The organism is Enterobacter cloacae complex sp. 385G4, assembly GCF_057320665.1.
On record NZ_JBXWDD010000001.1, the window covers coordinates 1,494,061 to 1,515,414 of the forward strand.

Consider the following 21,354-nt stretch of genomic DNA (forward strand, 5'->3'; position numbering starts at 1 on the left):
CAGTGTAAACTGCCCTGAGCGGACATCAAGAATAATTCTTATTTTTGTTTGCTCAAACCCGCCTGACGGAAAGTCAGATTATAGCGGTACTCGCCAGTGAGGGGATGAACCCCGGGCTTCAGGGGCTGAATGCCGTGATAGTACAGCCGTGACTCCCTGCCCCACACCACCACGTCGCCGTGCTCCAGCATAATGCGCCTGAGCGGATCGTTGCGGCGCAATCCGCCAAACTGGAAGACGGCGGGCAGACCCAACGATACCGAGACGATGGGCGCGCGCAGATCGGGCTCATCTTTGTCCTGATGCAGCGAGAGCTTCGCACCGATGGCGTAGCGGTTAATCAGGCAGGCATCCGGCCGGAAGTCAGGGTAATCTGCTGCAACGGCAGCCTCGTGACAAAGCGCCTGAAACACCGCAGGCATGGGAGGCCACGGCCGGCCGGTCGTGGGATCGTTCGGGGCATACACATACCCCCGTTCGTTCGTCGCCCACCCCAGTTCGCCGCAGTTGGCCATGGCCACCGACATGGTGTAGCCGCCCGGCGTCACCATATGGCGAAACGGTGAAACCGCCGTGACCTCTTCAATACCGGCAAGCAATGCCGCCGCACGGGAGAGTGCAAAGCGGCGCAGGATCACTGCCCCGGGCGCAAGCGGCTCCTGCCACGGTTCAGCATCCGCAAAAAGATCGAGCATTATCCCTCCCGGCGTTTCGCCTCACGTTTCAGTAATAGCGCTTTTCGCGCCGCCCCCCAGCGATAGCCCGACAACGAGCCGTCGTTGCGGACCACGCGGTGACAGGGGATCACAATCGCCAGCCTGTTTGCCGCACAGGCACCGGCGACGGCACGCACCGCGTTGGGCTGACCAATTGCCTTCGCCACCTGCTGATAGCTGGCCGTTTCCCCGCAGGGGATGTCACGAAGGGCCTGCCAGACCCGCTGCTGGAACGCGGTGCCGCGTATATCCAGCGGCAGCGCCAGCGGCACCGCGTGGTTATCAATACTGGCAATGACCTGGCTGATACGCTGGGCAAAGGCATCTTCCTGCGGGGCATGCTCCGCGTTTGGAAACAGCGTCGCAAATTCTTCTGCCAGTTTGGTATCGTTGTCGCCCAGCAGTATCGCGCAAATTCCCCGCTCGCTTTCCGCAACCAGGCAGCGTCCCAGCGAACAGTCGCCGATGGCGTAACGCACCGCTACCTCGCCTTTGCGGTACTGCTTCGCCGTCATCCCCAGCGCATCGTTGGCTTTGCGGTAATAGCTGCTGCTGTCGGGAAACCCTGCCGCCAGCACGGCATCGGTAATTTTGTTTCCCTGCGCAAGCGCCGCGCGCAGACGCTGCCCCCGCGCCGCCTGCTGCCAGGCTTTTGGCGTCATCCCGGTGACGGACTTAAACAGCCGGTGGAAATGGAAAGGACTCATGGCGACCTGCTGCGCCAGGCCTTCAAGCGTCAGCGCGAGATCCTGCTCCAGAAGGCGACAGGCGTGCTCCACTTTCGCCAGCTTTTGCTGATTCGGATCGCGTTTGTCCGGCATGCAGCGCTTGCACGGGCGAAACCCTGCCTGAACGGCATGCTGGACATCGGGATAAAAGCAGACGTTTTTACGCAGCGCGTGACGGGCGCGGCATGACGGGCGGCAGAAAATCCCCGTCGTCTGCACGGCAAAGACAAACCGATCGTCAGCGCGCGGATCGCGAGCCAGAACGGCCTGCCAGCGATCCTCATCATTCATATAGGTTGGATTTTTCATCATCAGCTCCTCTTACAAGCATACCTTTAGCGTGCCCGAGTGCCAGTGATAAAAAACCCGCAACCTTGCTTTTTAATTTTTGTCGCTCACCAGGAAGCTGTTGAACTGCGGCGAGCTCCAGGTTTTGAACCCGTCGTCCTCTTTAGTGATCATATAAACCGCCAGCCCTTCCTGACGAACCACCTCTTTGGCTTTTTCCGGGCCGAGAACCATTAATCCGGTATCCCAGGCGTCGGCTTCCAGCGCAGTGGGGGCAATCACGGTCACCGAGACCAGGTTATGCGTGATGGGACGTCCTGTCAGCGGATCGATCACGTGCGAAATACGCTTCCCGTCGAGCTCGTAATAGTTACGGTAGCTCCCGGAAGTGCTGATGCCGTGCCCGTTAATATCGACAATGGCCTGTACGGCGTTTTGGCGATCGGTCGGTTTTTGAATCGCCACGCGCCACGGTTTACCGCTGGCGTTCATGCCCCGGCTGACTAACGCGCCCCCCACGGAGACCAGGTAGCGCGATATCCCTTCCTGCGTCATCAGCGCGGCAAGGTGATCCGCCGCGTAACCTTCACCTACCGTCGACAGATCGACAAACAGATCGGGGATGTCTTTCTGCAGATACTGCTGGCCGTACTGGTTGATCACCGTCAGATGCTTTAGCCCTGTCCGGGCGCGGGCATCATCAATGGCCGCCTGATCGGGTGTGGTATCCGGCTGTTTGTTCGGGCCAAATCCCCAGAGATTGACCAGAGGCCCGACGGTGACATCCATCGCGCCGTTGGTTTTATATCCCACGCGCATTGATTCGGTGACGATATCGGCCATCGCTTCGCTCACCGGCCACAGGGAGGTACTGGTGGAAAGATTGAAGCGCATCAGCGCCGAGTCATTTTTATAGGTTGAGAGCAGCTGGTCGTCGGCGTCCAGCTGAGACTGGATTTTACCGCGAAGTTCATCAGCGCGCGTTTTATCCAGGCCCATCACGCTGACGCGCCAGAAGGTGCCCATCGTTTTGCCTTCGAGCACCGTCGCGGCGGGTGCATCGGTTTTCGCCACGGGCGCGGAATCGTCACACGCGGTCAGGAAAAAAAGCATAGCCAGAAAGCTGGCGCGTAAAAAAGTCATGTCCATTCATTATTATCCTCATGCCAGGGCGGCAAGAGTACACCAAAACGGTTGCGTTGTGAGGCCAAAAAAAAGCACAAAAAAGGGGCCTTCAGGCCCCTTAGTCACACGATGACGCGATTAGAACTGGTAAACCAGACCCAGCGCGACGATATCATCAGTGCCGATACCGGCCTGACGGGTGAACTCATTTTCATCAACCAGGTTGATTTTGTAATCCACGTAGGTGGACATGTTTTTGTTGAAGTAGTAAGTCGCACCCACATCAACATATTTCAGCAGATCCTGATCGCCGTAACCTTCGATGTCTTTACCTTTGGACTGCAGGTAAGCCACGGATGGACGCAGGCCGAAGTCGAATTGGTACTGAGCAACCACTTCGAAGTTCTGCGCTTTGTTAGCAAAACCGTAAATGTCGCTGCTGCTCTGAGAGTTGCCGAAACGCGTTGCGTTGTAGGTCTGTGAGTATTGTGCCGCCAGGTAGATATTGTTGGCGTCGTATTTCAGACCACCAGAATATACTTCAGCGCGATCGCCTTCGCCTTTCAGCGCCGGGTTAGCGGTGTTGTTCTGGTCAGCGGTACGTTTGGAAGAAGACATTGCACCACCGATGCTGAAGCCTTCACCCAGGTTATAGGTCAGGGACGCGCCGTAGCCGTCGCCGTTCTGTTTCAGGGTGCTACGACCAGTGTCGTTTTCGCCGCTTACGCTACCGTTTTTACCCTGATACTGCAGCGCAAAGTTCAGGCCATCCACCAGACCAAAGAAGTCCTGGTTACGATAGGTCGCCACGCCGTTAGCACGAGACTGCAGGAAGTTGTCTGAGCCGTAGGTATCGCCGCCAAATTCTGGCAGAACGTCAGTCCAGGAAGTTACGTCGTAGATCACGCCGTAGTTACGACCGTAATCGAAAGAGCCCGCTTCAGCGAATTTCAGACCAGCAAACGCCACACGTGTCCAGGACTGGTTATCGCTTTCAGTCGTGTTGCCCTGGATCTGGTATTCCCACTGGCCGTAACCGGTCAGTTGATCGTTAACCTGAGTTTCGCCTTTGAAGCCAAGACGCATGTAGGTCTGGTCGCCGTCAGCACTCTTGTCGTCAGAGAAATAGTGCAGACCATCAACTTTGCCGTACAGATCTAATTTGTTGCCATCTTTATTATAAATTTCGGCCGCATTTGCTGCGCCTGCTACCAGCAGTGCTGGTACCAGGAGGGACAGTACTTTAACTTTCATTTTATTAACCCTCTGTTATATGCCTTATAATTGCCACTGCTTACTGGTTAACCCTCATTAACCAGTCGGCAAATTCATTCTCCGCAAAATTACAGAATAATCCAATGCGAATATGATACGAAAACTTTGAAGATGTTTCATTTATCCATCAACATGTTTCAAAATGTAAATGAAAAGGAACTTTTACAAAGCACAAAAAGCTTAGAAATTTAGCACTTATAATCAAAACGAAAAATGACCCAATACATATCAAAGAGTTAAAATAAAAAACGTTACCGCACTGAATGACAAAACAAGATCGACTCCAGTCTCTAAAATAACTCTCGCTATCATCATTAACTTTATTTATTACCGTCATTCAGCTTTGAATGTCTGTTTATCCCTAATTCAACCGGATGCATCGCATTCGGTTTTTTTTTACCCTTCTTTACGTAACTTTTCCTTTTTTGTGCTACCGCCGCGTAATTGTAACAACTATTAACTAAATTCACGCTCGCCCCTGTGCATAATGGGAAAATTCGCTCAAAACTTAATTTCTTGTTAATTCGTGCTATTTTCTGACGAAATGCATTTTTTATTTGTACATACATTATGTTCTTGTACACATTTAAGACGTCCTTTCTCTCTCGCATGGGCCATCGAAAAAGTCGCTTGTTCAAGGACAGTGGCGCTGGAAATTCAGTTATTACCCTTTATACTGCCCTATCGCCACAGAGCACGACCATCACGGGTTAAAGATATCAATGAGTCAGACTGAAACTACCGCCCAAAGCAAATTCTCCCTTCTGCCCGGGAGCATCACCCGTTTCTTTCTTCTTTTGATCGTGGTGCTGTTAGTCACAATGGGCGTGATGGTGCAGAGCGCGGTTAACGCCTGGCTGAAGGATAAGAGCTATCAGGTGGTGGATATTACCCACGCCGTACACAAGCGTATTGATACCTGGCGCTACGCCACCTGGCAGATTTACGACAACATTGCGGCAGCGCCTGCCAGCTCATCCGGAGATGGGCTTCAGGAGACGCGGCTTAAGCAGGATGTCTACTATCTCGAAAAACCGCAGCGTAAGACTGAAGCGCTTATCTTTGGCTCTCACGACAGCGCGACCCTTGAGATGACGCAGCGTATTTCGACCTACCTGGATACCCTCTGGGGCGCCGAAACGGTGCCGTGGTCGATGTACTATCTGAACGGTCAGGACAACAGCATGATCCTGATCTCGACGCTGCCGTTGAAAGATCTCTCTTCCGGATTTAAAGAGACGACGGTCGGCAGCATTGTCGACTCCCGCCGGGCAGAAATGCTGCAGCAGGCCAATGCCCTTGATGAACGTGAGAGCTTCTCATCGCTGCGCCGATTGGCCTGGCAGAATGGTCACTATTTTACCCTGCGTACCACCTTTAACCAGCCGGGTCATCTGGCGACGGTCGTGGCCTTCGATTTACCCATTAATGATTTGATCCCGCCGGATATGCCGCTCGACAGCTTCCGTCTGGAGCCTGACAGCAGCGCCCAGAACATGCGTGCGGCGTCCGACAAAGAGGCCGCAGAGAGCGTCACCATCTCCTTTAACGGCTCGAAAATTGAAATTGCCTCGTCGCTGAACTCAACCGGCATGCGTCTGGTGTGGCAGGTACCGTTCGGCACGCTGCTGCTTGATACCCTGCAAAATATTCTGCTGCCGCTGCTGCTGAATATTGGTCTGCTGGCGCTGGCCCTGTTTGGCTACAGCACCTTCCGCTTCCAGCCGGGACGCCAGAGCGACGCGTCTGCGGTCTCCGCGGGCAATACCAACGAGCTGCGCGTATTGCGCGCGCTCAATGAAGAGATTGTCTCCGTGCTGCCGCTAGGGGTGTTAGTTCACGATCAGGAAGCGAATCGCACGGTGATGAGCAATAAAATTGCTGATCATCTGCTGCCGCACCTTAATCTGCAGAACATCACCACTATGGCGGATCAGCACCAGGGGGTTATTCAGGCCACGATTAATAATGAACTTTACGAGATCCGTCAGTTCCGCAGCCAGGTGGCACCGCGTACGCAAATCTTCATCATTCGCGATCAGGATCGCGAAGTGCTGGTGAATAAAAAGCTCAAGCAGGCGCAAAGGCTGTATGAGAAGAACCAGCAGGGGCGCGCGGCATTCATGCAGAATATTGGCGATGCCTTCAAGCAGCCGTTAAAAACGCTGGCGACCCAGGCGGCAGCGTTAAACACGTCTGAAAGCCACCAGCTCGCCTGCCAGGCCGACTCGCTGGTCCGCATGGTGGATGAGATCCAGCTGGCAAACATGCTGGAGAATGATTTCTGGAAAGGCACCCCTTCTCTCTTCTCCATTCAGGATCTGATCGATGAAGTGGTTCCCGAAGTCCTGCCCGTAATTAAGCGCAAAGGGCTGCAGCTGCTAATCAACAACCATTTACCCGCCAATGACGAACGTCACGGCGACCGCGAGGCGCTGCGTCGTATTCTGCTGATGATTATTCAGTACGCCGTGACCACCACGCAGATTGGCAAGATCACCCTTGAAGTGAGCACCGACGAGTCGGCGGAAGATCGCCTGACGTTCCGCATTCTGGACACCGGGGAAGGCGTGACGGCGAGTGAAATTGATAATCTGCACTTCCCGTTCCTGAATGACACGCAAAGCGATCATTACGGCAAGGCTAACGCCCTGACCTTCTGGCTGTGCGATCAGCTGGCACGTAAGCTCGGCGGTCATCTGAATATCAAGGCCCGTGAATCACTGGGTACGCGTTACTCTCTGCACGTGAAAATGGCCGCCAATCCACAGGAAGAAGATGAAGAACGCCTGCTGGATGACGTCGTGGTGATGGTGGATGTGACCTCAAACGAGATCCGCAATATTGTGGTTCGTCAGCTCGAAAACTGGGGCGCGGCCTGCATCACGCCGGATGAAAGGCTGGCAAGTCAAGAATTTGATCTGTTTTTAACTGATAATCCGTCTAATCTTACTGCCTCGGGCTTGCTTTTAAGCGATGATGAGTCACGCGTGCGGAAAATCGGCCCTGGCCAGCTGCGCGTCAACTTTAATATAAGCAATGCGATGCAGGAAGCTGTACTACAACTAATAGAAGAGCAGCTGGCGCAGGAAGAGATAACGGAATCCCCGTTAGGCGGTAATGAAAATGCCGAGCTTCACGCCAGCGGATACTATTCCCTCTTTGTTGATACAGTACCAGATGATGTGAAGCGGTTGTATACTGAGTCCGCTGCGAATGATTTTGCAGCGCTGGCACAGACAGCACACCGGCTTAAAGGGGTGTTTGCCATGCTTAATCTGGTTCCCGGCAAGCAGTTATGTGAAACGCTGGAACATCTAATTCGTGAGAAAGATGCCTCTGGCATTGAAAAATACATCAGCGACATTGACGCCTACGTCAAAAGCTTGCTGTAGCAAGGTAGCCTTATACATGAACAATATGAACGTAATTATTGCCGATGACCATCCGATTGTACTGTTCGGTATTCGCAAATCACTTGAACAGATCGAGTGGGTGAATGTAGTCGGTGAATTTGAAGACTCTACAGCACTGATCAATAACCTCCCAAAGCTTGATGCGCACGTGCTCATTACCGATCTCTCTATGCCTGGAGACAAATACGGTGATGGGATCACGCTCATCAAATATATTAAACGTCACTTCCCGGACATCTCGATTATTGTTCTGACCATGAACAACAACCCGGCGATCCTGAGCGCCGTGCTGGATCTGGACATCGAAGGGATTGTGTTGAAGCAAGGCGCCCCGACCGATCTGCCAAAAGCGCTGGCTGCGCTGCAGAAAGGCAAGAAGTTCACGCCTGAGAGCGTCTCTCGTCTGCTGGAAAAAATCAGCGCGGGTGGCTACGGTGACAAACGCCTGTCGCCGAAAGAGAGCGAAGTTCTGCGCCTGTTCGCCGAAGGTTTCCTGGTGACCGAGATTGCCAAGAAGCTGAACCGCAGCATTAAAACCATCAGCAGCCAGAAAAAATCAGCAATGATGAAGCTGGGCGTGGACAACGATATTGCCCTGCTGAACTATCTCTCCTCCGTTACGCTGAGCGCATCGGATAAGGATTGATCCCAGGCGGGTGTGCGGCCTGATGCCCTCACCCCGCCCCTCTCCCACAGGGAGAGGGTGAAAAGTAAAAGGCCCTTACGGGCCTTTTTTATATTCTGGTTTTTCTCACGCGATCCGCATAAACAGACAGCGTTTGTTTGAGCACGTCCAGCGTCACCGGTTTCGACAGGCAGCTGTCCATGCCCGACTCCAGACAGCGCTGTTTCTCTTCCGCCAGCGCGTTCGCCGTTACGCCCACGACAGGCAGCGTCAGGCCAAGCTGTCGGATGCGCTGCGTCAGCCGGTAGCCGTCCATGTTAGGCATGTTGACGTCGCTCAGCACGATATCAATATGATTTTTACTCAGCACATTCAGCGCATCCACGCCGTCATTGGCAGTTTTGCACTGGTAGCCCAGCGATCCGAGCTGGTCAGCCAGCAGGCGGCGGTTAATCGGATGGTCATCCACCACCAGAATCATCATATCGTCATTCACTGACGCCAGACCTTCCGGTGACGGCAGCGCGACTGCACCGTCGTTCTCTTCCAGCTCGACTTTATAGATACGGGCCAGCAGGCTCAACAGCTCATGCGGCGTTGCGACGCTGTGCACCCATTCCCCCGGCGCACGTTCAACCGGTATGCCAATGTGGCGACGGCAGAAGAGCACCGTTCCTCTCCCCTGCCACGGCTGTTCCGGCATCTCGTCGGCGATGAGCACATCGTCCACGTCCGGCGTCTGGCCTTCATAGCGGCAGACCCTCACGCCGCTATGGGCGAGCAGCGCCGTCAGATAGTCATTCAGCGAGGCATTATTGACCGCCAGCCAGCAGCGCTTATCGTTCAGCCCGTCAACCGTGGCTTTTGCCGGATACTGCGCGGAATAGAGCGGTATCCGGATGGTGAACTGGCTGCCCATGCCGGGCTCGGTATCCACGGAAATGTCGCCGTCCATCATGCTGACGAGCTTCTCGCAAATCGCCAGCCCCAGACCGGTGCCCTGGAAGTTACGCTGCACGCCGGTGCCGACCTGGAAGAACGGATCGAACAGACGTACCACCTCCTTGGCCGGTATGCCCACCCCCGTGTCGCGCACGCGGATGCTGAGGTAATCTCCCGCCCGGCAGACGTGTAGCACAATGCAGCCGATATCGGTGAATTTGATGGCATTGCTGAGCAGGTTAGAGATGACCTGCTGCAGGCGCATCGGGTCGCCGTGCAGCGTCAGCGGCACGTCCGGTTCAATGAAGCAGTAGAGCCCCAGCTGTTTACGCACCACCAGCGGCAGATAGTTGGCGCTGATGTGGTTCATGACCTCACGCGGCGAAAACTCGCGCGGCTCGATTTTCAGCTGCTCAGACTCAATTTTAGAGAAGTCGAGAATATCGCTGATGATCTTCAGCAGCAGGCTGGAGGAGTTGTTCATCGCCGTTACCAGCCGGTCGACGCCTTTTGGCAATTCCTTCGTCTGCAGCAGATCGAGGTTACCGATAATCCCGTACAGCGGCGTACGCAGCTCGTGACTGACGGTAGCCAGGAACATGGATTTCGACTGGCTGGCCTGCTCCGCGGCCTGCGCCATCTCCTGCAGCGACTCTTCCATCTTCACGCGCGCGGAGACATCCACCAGCACGCAAATCGCTACGTTTTCATTGCGATAGCGGGAATGAACAAAGCTGATCTGCAGGTTAGTGTGGGTGCTGGTGAGCACGTCGACAAAGTTCACCTGCTGGCCGCAGATGATTTGCGTCAGCCTTTGCCGGTCCTCGTGCGTCAGCATGTTCAGGTAGTTGTGCGCCAGCTCGTTACTCAGGATGTTGGTCCCGTCCTGGGTACGAAGAATGCAGATCCCCACCGGAGCCGAGGCGACAATTTTGCGGTTGAACTGCTCGTGCTCCTCCAGACGCTGGGCGTCACTTTCGGCGGGAATAAAGATTCTCCGCTCATACATGCGCGCCAGCGTAAACAGCGCCCCGCCCACCAGCAGGTTCAGCAGGATCGCATTCATAATAAGAATGCGTATCCGCTCAAGGACCATATCCACCGGCAGCGAGTAAACAATGCTCAGCGACGATGGCGGCAGGCTTTTTTTCAGCACCAGCTCGCGGAAGCCGGAGGTGTAGCCAAACCATGAGCGTTCCTGCATCCAGTGCGGATCGACGTTCAAACTTTTATCCGGCCCGGCGAGTGAGATCAGCTGATGCCCGTTTTCATCCAGAATGGTCACGCCCATCGGCAGGCTGCCCGGCGTGAAGAAGTTTTCCATGCGGATGGTCTGTTCAATCCCCAGCAGCGCCTGCAGACGATTACCCAGGTAGACCGGCGTCAGCGCGTAGAAATAGCCCACGCCCATGCGCGGCCCCTGGCTAATCCAGAAAATGTTGTTCCCGCGCTCGTCCTGCGGCGCATTGCGATATTTCACAATACGCTCGTGCAGGCTTTTCAGCGCATCATCACGCTCGACGGGCACATCGCGCAGGCCAAAGTCAGCCATGCAGAGGTTTTCACTGCCAATCAGGAATACGCGGTTGAGATCGTAAGCGGCGGAGAAGTTGTCGCGCCAGTAGCGCATAAACCAGGCGAGGGATTCCAGCGACCCGCGCCAGGTGCTGCTCATGGTGGAGCAATCCGAGTCCGGGAACAGCGGCTGGAAGTCCGGTACTTCGGTTTTGTCATTGCGCCCGCGCAGGGCAAGGATACCGTTTTCTGCCGTCAGCCGATTTTCGGCAATATACTTCAGCTCCTTCATCACGTCAGACGTTCGCTGAATGTAGCGCTGGGCCTGATCGGAGCTTAAATTAAACTCCTGGCGGATCTCCGCTTCTTTCTGGTTCAGCGCATTGACGATGTAAAACACCGACAGCAAGGCCACCAGCAGCCAAAGCAGGAGCGCCAGCGCCCGGAACAGATAGCGAGAAACTTTCAGCGTGGTACGAAAGGAGACGAGGTATTTCAAAGGGGCGAGGCTCCGCCGTCGGGGTCAAAAGAATGTGGTTAAGGTAGCGGTAAACGCGGCTTGTCGCAACGTTCACGTATCTGCATCTGCAAAAGAAAAGGGCCGGAATCCGGCCCTTTATGCGTCAGAAGAGATTACTCGTCAGCGTCATCCGCTGCGTCGTCGTCGCTCTCTGCTTCCGGTGCGATTTCATCATCACCTTCCGCGACGCTGCCGTCGATGGAATCGAGCTCTTCGTCGTCCACCGGCTCAGCAACGCGTTGCAGACCGACCACGTTTTCATCTTCCGCCGTACGGATGAGGATAACGCCCTGGGTGTTACGGCCCACCACGCTGATCTCGGATACGCGCGTACGCACCAGCGTACCGGCATCGGTGATCATCATGATCTGGTCGGCATCGTCCACCTGCACCGCGCCCACAACAGAACCGTTGCGCTCGGTGACCTTGATGGAGATAACGCCCTGCGTGCCGCGTGACTTGGTCGGGTATTCGCTTTCCGCCGTACGTTTACCGTAGCCGTTCTGGGTGACGGTCAGGATTGCGCCTTCGCCACGTGGAACGATCAGGGAAACAACGGAGTCTTCACCCGCCAGCTTGATACCGCGCACGCCGGTCGCCGTACGACCCATTGCGCGCACGGCGTTCTCTTTGAAGCGCACCACTTTACCGGCCGCAGAGAACAGCATCACTTCATCAGAACCAGAGGTCAGATCCACACCGATCAGCTCGTCGCCTTCGTTCAGGTTTACCGCAATAATACCGGCAGAACGCGGACGGCTGAACTCGGTCAGCGCGGTTTTCTTCACGGTACCGCTGGCGGTCGCCATAAAGACGTTCACGCCCTCTTCGTACTCGCGTACCGGCAGGATGGCGGTGATACGTTCGTTCGCTTCCAGCGGCAGCAGGTTGACGATTGGACGTCCACGCGCGCCACGGCTCGCTTCCGGCAGCTGATAGACCTTCATCCAGTACAGACGGCCACGGCTGGAGAAGCAGAGGATCGTATCGTGGGTGTTAGCCACCAGCAGACGGTCAATGAAGTCTTCTTCTTTAATACGTGCCGCAGATTTACCTTTACCGCCACGACGCTGTGCTTCGTAGTCGGTCAACGGCTGATACTTCACGTAGCCCTGGTGAGACAGGGTCACTACCACGTCTTCGCGGTTGATCAGATCTTCAATGTTGATATCAGAGCTGTTGGCCGTGATTTCGGTACGACGCTCGTCGCCGAACTGATCGCGGACCAGCTCAAGCTCTTCGCGGATCACTTCCATCAGGCGCTCGGCGCTACCCAGGATGTGCAGCAGCTCAGCAATTTGCTCCAGCAGCTCTTTGTATTCGTCGAGCAGTTTTTCATGCTCAAGGCCGGTCAGCTTCTGCAGGCGCAGATCCAGAATCGCCTGGGCCTGCTGTTCAGTCAGGTAGTACTGACCGTCACGCACGCCGAATTCAGGCTCGAGCCACTCAGGACGCGCGGCGTCGTCGCCCGCACGTTCCAGCATCGCCGCCACGTTGCCCAGATCCCACGGACGCGCAACCAGCGACGCTTTCGCTTCTGCCGGCGTCGGCGCACGGCGGATCAGCTCGATGATCGGGTCGATGTTCGCCAGCGCAACCGCCAGTGCTTCAAGGATATGAGCGCGATCGCGCGCTTTGCGCAGTTCGAAGATGGTACGACGGGTCACCACTTCGCGGCGGTGACGCACGAACGCGCTCAGGATCTCTTTCAGGTTCATGATCTTCGGCTGACCATGGTGCAGCGCAACCATGTTGATACCGAAGGAGACCTGAAGCTGAGTCTGGGAGTACAGGTTGTTCAGCACAACCTCACCCACCGCGTCACGCTTGATTTCAATCACGATGCGCATACCGTCTTTGTCAGACTCGTCACGCAGCGCGCTGATGCCTTCAACGCGTTTCTCTTTTACCAGCTCGGCGATTTTTTCAATCAGACGCGCTTTGTTCACCTGATACGGGATCTCGTGAACAATGATAGTTTCACGGCCGGTTTTGGCGTCCGCTTCCACTTCGGCGCGGGCACGGATGTAAATCTTGCCGCGACCGGTGCGGTACGCTTCTTCAATGCCGCGACGACCGTTGATGATCGCCGCCGTCGGGAAGTCCGGGCCCGGGATATGTTCCATCAGCCCTTCAATGCTGATGTCTTCATCGTCGATATAGGCCAGGCAGCCGTTGATCACTTCCGTGATGTTGTGCGGCGGAATGTTGGTCGCCATACCCACGGCGATACCGGACGAGCCGTTCACCAGCAGGTTAGGGATCTTCGTTGGCATAACGTCAGGAATTTTTTCCGTGCCGTCGTAGTTATCAACGAAATCAACCGTCTCTTTTTCCAGGTCGGCCATCAGCTCATGGGCAATCTTCGCCAGACGGATTTCCGTATAACGCATTGCCGCGGCGGAGTCGCCGTCGATAGAACCAAAGTTACCCTGACCATCTACCAGCATGTAACGCAGCGAGAACGGCTGCGCCATACGGACAATGGTGTCGTACACCGCGGAATCACCATGGGGATGGTATTTACCGATTACGTCACCAACGACACGGGCAGATTTTTTGTAGGCTTTATTCCAGTCATTGCCCAATACGTTCATGGCGTATAGTACGCGACGGTGTACCGGCTTCAGGCCATCGCGGACGTCCGGCAGCGCACGGCCAACAATGACCGACATCGCATAGTCCAGATAGGAGCTTTTCAGCTCTTCCTCGATGTTAACCGGTGTAATTTCTCTCGCAAGGTCGCTCATCTAACCGCTATCCCTCTACTGTATCCCGGATTCAAAGGTCGCAAATTATAACACAGCCGCGGTGATACAGGTAAACCTATACGCTTTATTCACAGGGATTGCCTGATATACTCATTTGTCTTGCTAAATAAGGAGTAAAAGCGCCCATGAATGCCGAAAAATCCCCGGTGGCACACAACGTTGACCACGAAGAGATTGCCAAATTTGAAGCGGTGGCGTCCCGCTGGTGGGATCTCGAAGGTGAGTTCAAACCGCTGCATCGCATTAACCCGCTGCGTCTGGGCTATATCGCGGAGCGTTCCGGCGGTCTGTTCGGTAAGAAAGTGCTCGACGTCGGCTGCGGCGGCGGCATCCTGGCGGAGAGCATGGCGCGCGAAGGGGCCACCGTCACCGGCCTGGACATGGGCTTCGAGCCTCTACAGGTTGCCCGTCTTCATGCGCTGGAGTCCGGTATACAGGTGGAATATGTGCAGGAAACCGTGGAAGAGCACGCGGCAAAACATGCCCACCAGTACGATGTGGTGACCTGCATGGAGATGCTGGAGCACGTTCCGGATCCGCAGTCCGTGGTAAACGCCTGTGCAAAACTGGTGAAGCCGGGCGGCCAGGTCTTCTTCTCGACAATCAACCGCAACGGAAAAGCCTGGCTGATGGCCGTGGTCGGCGCAGAATATGTGCTGCGCATGGTGCCGAAAGGGACGCACGACGTGAAGAAGTTTATCAAGCCTGCCGAACTGCTGGGCTGGGTTGACCAGACGTGGCTTAAGGAGCAGCACATCACGGGCCTGCACTACAACCCGCTAACGGATAAATTCAAACTTGCCCCGGGCGTGGATGTTAACTATATGTTGCATACAACCGCCAAAAACGACTAACGTCATCCATTATTCTTATAATGATTGCGCGACATCATGTTGCGCAATTCTGACCTCCCGTTGAAGAAATCAGCACTCGATCAAATTTTGAATTTTTTTTCTAAATTATTGACATCTCTTCCAGGCCTTACGGTACGAGGACTTACGCTTTTTTACCCTTTCACAACCTCAATTTAACCTCAAAATCAACCCTTGTGCTGAAAAGATTCGATACTAGAATACTCACCATATAGCGTTTTTCTTATCGCAAACCCCCTATATGTAGTATTTATCCACAGAGTTAGTCACAAGACGGATCTGTGGATAAGCGGGGGATATTTTTTATTTCACGGACAGGTAAAACCCACATGAATCAGAGTCTGCTGGTGACAAAGCGCGACGGTACTACCGAGCGTATCAATCTGGACAAAATCCATCGAGTTCTCGACTGGGCAGCAGAAGGACTGAATAACGTATCTATATCCCAGGTTGAACTGCGTTCTCACATTCAGTTCTACGACGGCATCAAAACGTCTGATATCCACGAAACCATTATCAAAGCAGCGGCGGATCTGATCTCCCGCGACGCACCGGATTATCAGTACCTCGCTGCGCGTCTGGCGATTTTCCACCTGCGTAAGAAAGCCTACGGCCAGTTCGAGCCGCCAAAGCTTTACGATCACGTGGTGAAAATGGTTGAGCTGGGCAAATACGACACGCATCTGCTGGAAGACTATACGGAAGAAGAGTTCGAGCAGATGAACGGGTTTATCGATCACTGGCGCGACATGAACTTCTCCTACGCGGCGGTGAAGCAGCTCGAAGGCAAATACCTGGTTCAGAACCGTGTAACCGGTGAAATCTACGAAAGCGCCCAGTTCCTCTACATTCTGGTGGCCGCCTGCCTGTTCTCAAACTACCCGCGCGACACCCGTCTGGACTACGTGAAGCGTTTCTACGATGCGGTATCGACGTTCAAAATTTCTCTGCCAACGCCGATCATGTCTGGCGTGCGCACCCCTACCCGTCAGTTCAGCTCCTGCGTACTGATCGAGTGTGGTGACAGCCTGGATTCCATCAACGCCACCTCCAGCGCCATCGTGAAATACGTCTCCCAGCGTGCCGGTATCGGCATCAACGCCGGTCGCATCCGCGCGCTGGGCAGCCCGATTCGCGGCGGTGAAGCGTTCCACACCGGCTGTATCCCGTTCTACAAGCACTTCCAGACGGCGGTAAAATCCTGCTCTCAGGGCGGCGTGCGCGGCGGCGCAGCGACCCTGTTCTACCCAATGTGGCACCTGGAAGTGGAAAGCCTGCTGGTACTGAAAAACAACCGCGGCGTGGAAGGCAACCGCGTGCGTCACATGGACTACGGCGTGCAGATCAACAAGCTGATGTACACCCGTCTGCTGAAAGGGGAAGACATCACCCTGTTCAGCCCGTCCGACGTCCCGGGCCTGTACGACGCGTTCTTCGCCGATCAGGACGAGTTCGAGCGTCTGTACACCAAATATGAAAAAGACGACAGCATCCGTAAACAGCGCCTGAAGGCGGTAGACCTGTTCTCCCTGATGATGCAGGAGCGCGCCTCTACCGGCCGTATCTACATCCAGAACGTTGACCACTGCAACACCCACAGCCCGTTTGATCCGGCGGTTGCGCCAGTGCGCCAGTCTAACCTGTGCCTGGAGATCGCCCTGCCAACCAAACCGCTGGAAGACGTGAACGACGAAAACGGCGAAATCGCCCTGTGTACGCTCTCCGCGTTCAACCTGGGTGCGATTAAGAGCCTGGACGAGCTGGAAGAGCTGGCCGTGCTGGCGGTACGTGCGCTGGATGCCCTGCTGGACTACCAGGATTACCCAATCCCGGCCGCTAAACGCGGCGCAATGGGCCGTCGTACCCTGGGTATCGGCGTGATCAACTTCGCCTACTGGCTGGCGAAAAACGGCAAGCGTTACTCCGACGGCAGCGCTAACAACCTGACGCACCAGACGTTCGAAGCGATTCAGTACTACCTGATGAAAGCCTCTAACGAGCTGGCGAAAGAGCAAGGCGCGTGCCCGTGGTTCAACGAAACCACCTATGCAAAAGGCATTCTGCCGATCGACACCTATAAGAAAGACCTGGATGCGATCGTCAGCGAGCCGCTGCACCTGGACTGGGAAGGCCTGCGCGAGTCCATCAAAACGCACGGCCTGCGTAACTCCACGCTCTCTGCCCTGATGCCGTCCGAGACCTCTTCGCAGATCTCCAACGCCACCAACGGTATTGAGCCACCGCGCGGCCACGTCAGCATTAAAGCGTCGAAAGACGGCGTGCTGCGTCAGGTGGTGCCGGATTACGAAACGCTGGGCAACAACTACGAGCTGCTGTGGGAGATGCCAAACAACGACGGTTACCTGCAGCTGGTGGGTATCATGCAGAAGTTTATCGACCAGTCGATCTCTGCCAATACTAACTACGACCCGACGCGCTTCCCGTCCGGCAAGGTACCGATGCAGCAGCTGTTGAAAGACCTGCTGACCGCCTACAAATTTGGCGTGAAAACGCTGTACTATCACAACACCCGTGACGGTGCAGAAGACGCGCAGGACGACCTGGTACCGTCAATTCAGGACGATGGCTGCGAAAGCGGCGCATGTAAGATCTAATGAAGGGCGGGGATATCCCCGCCTTTATTTCGTAAGACAGGACACACTCATGGCATATACCACCTTTTCACAGACGAAAAACGACCAGCTCAAAGAGCCAATGTTCTTCGGCCAGCCGGTCAACGTGGCACGCTACGATCAGCAAAAATATGACATCTTCGAAAAGCTGATTGAAAAGCAACTCTCCTTCTTCTGGCGTCCGGAAGAAGTGGACGTTTCCCGCGACCGTATTGATTACCAGTCGCTGCCGGATCACGAAAAGCATATCTTCATCAGCAATCTGAAGTACCAGACGCTGCTGGACTCCATTCAGGGCCGTAGCCCGAACGTGGCGCTGTTGCCGCTGATCTCGATTCCTGAGCTGGAAACCTGGGTGGAAACCTGGGCGTTCTCCGAGACGATCCACTCCCGCTCTTATACCCACATCATCCGCAACATCGTGAACGATCCGGCGGTGGTGTTTGACGATATCGTCACTAACGAGCAGATCCAGAAGCGCGCGGAAGGCATTGCGCACTACTACGACGAGCTGATCGAGATGACCAGCTACTGGCATCTGCTGGGCGAAGGCACCCACAGCGTGAACGGCAAAACCGTTACCGTGAACCTGCGCGCGCTGAAAAAGCAGCTGTACCTCTGCCTGATGAGCGTTAACGCCCTGGAAGCGATCCGCTTCTACGTGAGCTTCGCCTGCTCCTTCGCCTTTGCCGAGCGCAAGCTGATGGAAGGCAACGCCAAAATCATCCGTCTGATCGCTCGTGACGAAGCCCTGCACCTGACCGGCACCCAGCACATGCTGAACCTGCTGCGCAGCGGTACTGACGACCCGGAGATGGCGGAAATCGCTGAAGAGTGCAAGCAGGAGTGCTACGACCTGTTCGTGCTGGCGGCTCAGCAGGAGAAAGAGTGGGCAGACTACCTGTTCCGCGACGGCTCCATGATTGGCCTGAACAAAGATATTCTGTGCCAGTACGTCGAGTACATCACCAACATCCGCATGCAGGCGGTTGGTCTGGACCTGCCGTTCCAGACGCGCTCTAACCCGATTCCGTGGATCAATACCTGGCTGGTATCCGATAACGTGCAGGTTGCGCCGCAGGAAGTGGAAGTGAGCTCTTATCTGGTCGGTCAGATTGATTCTGAAGTCAACACCGACGACCTGAGCGACTTCCAGCTCTGATGACGCGCGTAACGCTGAGCCTTTCTGGCACCGAAGTGCTGTGCCAGGAAGAGCACCCTTCCCTGCTGGTGGCGCTTGAAGCGCATCAGGTGGAGGTAGAGTACCAGTGTCGTGAAGGCTATTGCGGCTCCTGCCGCTGCCGTCTGGTCGCAGGCCAGGTGGACTGGCTGACCGAACCGCTGGCCTTTATCAGTGAAGGGGAAATTTTGCCCTGCTGCTGCCGGGCAAAAGGCGATATTGAGATCGAGATGTAAAAAAGGGCCTTACGGCCCTTTTTTCTATTTTAAGAACGTCACCGCTTTATCCGGGAAATCCGTAAACAGCCCGTCCACGTCCGCCTGCTTATACAACACCTCGTAAAGCTGATTCACATCGGTGGCATATGGCGGCAGCTGGTCGGCACGCACCGTGTACGGATGCACCTGCATCTTGCTGGCGTGCGCCTCTTTCACCATCGCCGTCAGCTTCACGTGGCCAGGCGTTGAGCCTTCCGCCACCAGCATGTGATAATCCGGCCCGATGCCGTCAGCGTACTGCGCAATCTGCTTCATCGCGCCCGGCTTGAACATCCAGTCGTAGCTGTAGTTCACCCACTTCCCGTCCGGCTGTTTCTCCTGGGTTTCATTCCAGTCGGTGTAGGCAATCAGCTGCACCAGATTGAGATCCATCCCCATCTTCGGCTCCAGCTCGGTTTTGATGCGCTTCAACTCGGCGGCGTCAAAACACTGCAGGTAAACTTTGTCCTTCTTGCTGGTGTAGCCGTACTGTTTCAGCACCTCCAGCGTCTTCGCGGCAATGTCCTTCCCTTCCTGATGGTGGAACCACGGCGCTTTGATTTCCGGGTAGATACCGATGTTTTTCCCGGTGGAGTGGTTCAGCCCCTGAACAAACTCAATCTCTTCCTGGAAGGTATGGATCCGGAAGTCAGATTTGCCCATCGGGAAGCGTCCCGGGTAGACCTGCACCTTCTTGCCGTTTTCAATCTCAAAGCCTTCGGTAAACTTCAGAGAGCGAATTTCATCCAGGGTAAAGTCGATGGCGTAGTAACGACCGTCTTTGCGCGCGCGGTCCGGGAAACGCTCCGCCACGTCCGTGACGCGGTCAAGATAGTGGTCATGCAGGACCACCAGCTGGTCGTCCTTCGTCATCACCAGATCCTGCTCCAGGTAATCCGCGCCCTGGGCATAGGCCATCGCTTTCGCCGGCAGCGTATGCTCCGGCAGATAGCCGCTGGCACCGCGGTGGGCGATAACGATTTTATCCGCCGCCAGGGCAGAGCCTGTCATCAGGCCTGCCAGCAGCAGGCCGGTGGTTAATGGAGTTAATTTCATCGCAATGCTCCTTATTGACGACGCGCCAGCACTTCCGCGTGGTGACGTTTCTCGCCGATCATCACAACAACCAGCAGCAGAACCGCCAGCACGCTGCCGCCGATCATCACCATAAAGCCGCCGTCCCAGCCGAAGAAGTCAACGGTATAGCCCACGATGGCGCTCGCCGCGACCGAACCGCCGAGGTAGCCAAACAGGCCGGTAAAGCCCGCCGCCGTTCCCGCCGCTTTCTTCGGCGCCAGCTCCAGGGCGTGCAAACCGATCAGCATCACCGGACCGTAAATCAGGAAGCCGATGACGATCATACAGGCCATATCCACACCCGGATTTCCCGGCGGGTTGAGCCAGTACACTACCGTCGCGATAGTCACCAGGGTCATAAAGAAGACGCCCGTCGCACCGCGGTTGCCCTTAAACACCTTGTCCGACATCCAGCCGCAAATCAGGGTGCCCGGGATACCGGCGTATTCATACAGGAAGTACGCCCAGGAGGATTTATCCAGCGCGAAGTGCTTCACCTCTTTCAGGTAGGTCGGGGACCAGTCCAGAATGCCGTAGCGCAGGAGATAAACGAACACGTTGGCGACCGCGATGTACCACAGCAGCTTGTTCGGCAGCACGTACTTCATGAAGATTTGCTTCGCGGTCAGCTCTTCTTCGTGCTTCTCGCTGTAATCATCCGGATAGTCGTTTTTGTACTCTTCAATCGGCGGCAGGCCGCAGGACTGCGGCGTATCGCGCATCAGGGCGAAGGCAATAATCGCCACCAGAATGGCACCAAAGGCAGGCATGTAGAGCGCCGCGTGCCAGTCGTTGAACCAGGCCATCCCCAGCAGGAACAGCAGCGGCGGAATACCGCCGCCCACGTTATGGGCGCAGTTCCACACCGACACGATGCCGCCGCGCTCTTTCTGTGACCACCAATGCACCATGGTGCGTCCGCACGGCGGCCACCCCATGCCCTGGAACCAGCCGCAGAGAAACAGCAGCACGAACATGATGGCAATGCTGGAGGTTGCCCACGGCACAAAGCCCATAAACAGCATCACCGCTGCCGCCAGGATCAGACCGGCAGGCAGGAATACGCGCGGATTCGAGCGATCCGACACGGAACCCATGATGAATTTGGAAAAACCGTAGGCGATGGAGATCCCCGACAGCGCGAACCCCAGATCGCCGCGGGAGAAGCCCTGCTCCACCAGATACGGCATGGCGAGCGCAAAGTTTTTACGTACAAGATAGTACGCCGCATACCCGAAGAAGATCCCGAGGAAGATTTGCCAACGCAGACGGCGGTAGAGAGGATCGATCTCTGCCTCTGGCAGTCGCGCCCGATGCGGCGCAGGTTTGAAGATACTGAGCATAACAGCCTCCGTGGCCTTTCAAAAAATGACCAGGCATCTCGCGCCTGGTTACAGAGGCGGGGATGTTAAAA

The 21,354-nt window shown here is 55.6% G+C and carries 14 protein-coding genes; 6 read left to right on the top strand and 8 right to left on the bottom strand.

What is annotated here, in order from left to right:
- Positions 1-38: 38 nt before the first annotated feature.
- The 4 genes from alkB to AC2FAJ_RS07300 all read right to left on the bottom strand — a co-directional run bounded on the left by alkB (position 39) and on the right by AC2FAJ_RS07300 (position 4,111).
- Positions 39-695 (bottom strand): DNA oxidative demethylase AlkB, encoded by a 657-nt coding sequence (gene alkB, locus AC2FAJ_RS07285; protein ID WP_047363054.1) that lies wholly within the window; start codon positions 693-695, stop codon positions 39-41.
- Positions 695-1,753, bottom strand: a complete 1,059-nt coding sequence (gene ada, locus AC2FAJ_RS07290) for a bifunctional DNA-binding transcriptional regulator/O6-methylguanine-DNA methyltransferase Ada (RefSeq protein WP_485453994.1) — start codon at positions 1,751-1,753, stop codon at positions 695-697. Before ada ends, alkB begins: the two co-directional genes overlap by 1 nt.
- 72 nt (positions 1,754-1,825) lie before the next feature.
- On the bottom strand, positions 1,826-2,881 hold the full coding sequence (gene apbE, locus AC2FAJ_RS07295; RefSeq protein WP_041908971.1) for an FAD:protein FMN transferase ApbE: 1,056 nt from the start codon (positions 2,879-2,881) through the stop codon (positions 1,826-1,828).
- Positions 2,882-2,995: 114 nt separating this feature from the next.
- Positions 2,996-4,111 (bottom strand): porin OmpC, encoded by a 1,116-nt coding sequence (locus tag AC2FAJ_RS07300; RefSeq protein ID WP_041908969.1) that lies wholly within the window; start codon positions 4,109-4,111, stop codon positions 2,996-2,998.
- A gap of 743 nt (positions 4,112-4,854) precedes the next feature.
- Here AC2FAJ_RS07300 and rcsD point away from each other — a divergent pair.
- Both rcsD and rcsB read left to right on the top strand, forming a co-directional pair.
- Entirely contained in the window at positions 4,855-7,527 is a 2,673-nt protein-coding gene (rcsD, locus tag AC2FAJ_RS07305) for a phosphotransferase RcsD (protein WP_485453962.1), read from the top strand.
- A gap of 16 nt (positions 7,528-7,543) precedes the next feature.
- Entirely contained in the window at positions 7,544-8,194 is a 651-nt protein-coding gene (rcsB, locus tag AC2FAJ_RS07310) for a response regulator transcription factor RcsB (protein ID WP_006176468.1), read from the top strand.
- An 88-nt stretch (positions 8,195-8,282) separates the two neighbouring features.
- On the opposite strand, the gene rcsC is transcribed toward rcsB, so the two are convergent.
- Both rcsC and gyrA read right to left on the bottom strand, forming a co-directional pair.
- Positions 8,283-11,129 carry a two-component system sensor histidine kinase RcsC gene (rcsC, locus tag AC2FAJ_RS07315; RefSeq protein ID WP_047367976.1) on the bottom strand — a complete coding sequence of 949 codons (2,847 nt, stop codon included), beginning with the start codon at positions 11,127-11,129 and terminating at the stop codon, positions 8,283-8,285.
- A gap of 134 nt (positions 11,130-11,263) precedes the next feature.
- Complete coding sequence (gene gyrA / locus AC2FAJ_RS07320; RefSeq protein ID WP_028013903.1) at positions 11,264-13,900, bottom strand: DNA topoisomerase (ATP-hydrolyzing) subunit A; 2,637 nt, start codon at positions 13,898-13,900, stop codon at positions 11,264-11,266.
- A gap of 146 nt (positions 13,901-14,046) precedes the next feature.
- Here gyrA and ubiG point away from each other — a divergent pair, with 146 nt between their 5' ends.
- From ubiG to yfaE, 4 genes are all read left to right on the top strand, one after another.
- On the top strand, positions 14,047-14,775 hold the full coding sequence (gene ubiG, locus AC2FAJ_RS07325; protein WP_020690665.1) for a bifunctional 2-polyprenyl-6-hydroxyphenol methylase/3-demethylubiquinol 3-O-methyltransferase UbiG: 729 nt from the start codon (positions 14,047-14,049) through the stop codon (positions 14,773-14,775).
- Positions 14,776-15,122: 347 nt separating this feature from the next.
- Positions 15,123-17,408 (top strand): class 1a ribonucleoside-diphosphate reductase subunit alpha, encoded by a 2,286-nt coding sequence (gene nrdA / locus AC2FAJ_RS07330; protein ID WP_028013905.1) that lies wholly within the window; start codon positions 15,123-15,125, stop codon positions 17,406-17,408.
- 49 nt (positions 17,409-17,457) lie between these two features.
- Complete coding sequence (gene nrdB, locus AC2FAJ_RS07335; RefSeq protein ID WP_041908962.1) at positions 17,458-18,588, top strand: class Ia ribonucleoside-diphosphate reductase subunit beta; 1,131 nt, start codon at positions 17,458-17,460, stop codon at positions 18,586-18,588.
- The gene (yfaE, locus tag AC2FAJ_RS07340) at positions 18,588-18,842 is read left to right on the top strand and encodes a class I ribonucleotide reductase maintenance protein YfaE (protein ID WP_010433414.1); all 255 of its coding nucleotides are present in this window, start codon (positions 18,588-18,590) and stop codon (positions 18,840-18,842) included. Before nrdB ends, yfaE begins: the two co-directional genes overlap by 1 nt.
- A 24-nt stretch (positions 18,843-18,866) precedes the next feature.
- On the opposite strand, the gene glpQ is transcribed toward yfaE, so the two are convergent.
- Together glpQ and glpT are read right to left on the bottom strand one after the other, a co-directional pair.
- Complete coding sequence (glpQ, locus tag AC2FAJ_RS07345; protein WP_041908960.1) at positions 18,867-19,919, bottom strand: glycerophosphodiester phosphodiesterase; 1,053 nt, start codon at positions 19,917-19,919, stop codon at positions 18,867-18,869.
- An 11-nt stretch (positions 19,920-19,930) separates the two neighbouring features.
- Positions 19,931-21,283, bottom strand: a complete 1,353-nt coding sequence (gene glpT, locus AC2FAJ_RS07350) for a glycerol-3-phosphate transporter (RefSeq protein WP_021241541.1) — start codon at positions 21,281-21,283, stop codon at positions 19,931-19,933.
- Positions 21,284-21,354 lie beyond the last annotated feature (71 nt).

Bases quoted from the DNA above. Each gene is read 5' to 3' on its own strand.
- alkB (WP_047363054.1), bottom strand. From the start codon at position 695: ATGCTCGATCTTTTTGCGGATGCTGAACCGTGGCAGGAGCCGCTTGCG.
- ada (WP_485453994.1), bottom strand. From the start codon at position 1,753: ATGAAAAATCCAACCTATATGAATGATGAGGATCGCTGGCAGGCCGTT.
- apbE (WP_041908971.1), bottom strand. From the start codon at position 2,881: ATGGACATGACTTTTTTACGCGCCAGCTTTCTGGCTATGCTTTTTTTC.
- AC2FAJ_RS07300 (WP_041908969.1), bottom strand. From the start codon at position 4,111: ATGAAAGTTAAAGTACTGTCCCTCCTGGTACCAGCACTGCTGGTAGCA.
- rcsD (WP_485453962.1), top strand. From the start codon at position 4,855: ATGAGTCAGACTGAAACTACCGCCCAAAGCAAATTCTCCCTTCTGCCC.
- rcsB (WP_006176468.1), top strand. From the start codon at position 7,544: ATGAACAATATGAACGTAATTATTGCCGATGACCATCCGATTGTACTG.
- gyrA (WP_028013903.1), bottom strand. From the start codon at position 13,900: ATGAGCGACCTTGCGAGAGAAATTACACCGGTTAACATCGAGGAAGAG.
- ubiG (WP_020690665.1), top strand. From the start codon at position 14,047: ATGAATGCCGAAAAATCCCCGGTGGCACACAACGTTGACCACGAAGAG.
- nrdA (WP_028013905.1), top strand. From the start codon at position 15,123: ATGAATCAGAGTCTGCTGGTGACAAAGCGCGACGGTACTACCGAGCGT.
- nrdB (WP_041908962.1), top strand. From the start codon at position 17,458: ATGGCATATACCACCTTTTCACAGACGAAAAACGACCAGCTCAAAGAG.
- yfaE (WP_010433414.1), top strand. From the start codon at position 18,588: ATGACGCGCGTAACGCTGAGCCTTTCTGGCACCGAAGTGCTGTGCCAG.
- glpQ (WP_041908960.1), bottom strand. From the start codon at position 19,919: ATGAAATTAACTCCATTAACCACCGGCCTGCTGCTGGCAGGCCTGATG.
- glpT (WP_021241541.1), bottom strand. From the start codon at position 21,283: ATGCTCAGTATCTTCAAACCTGCGCCGCATCGGGCGCGACTGCCAGAG.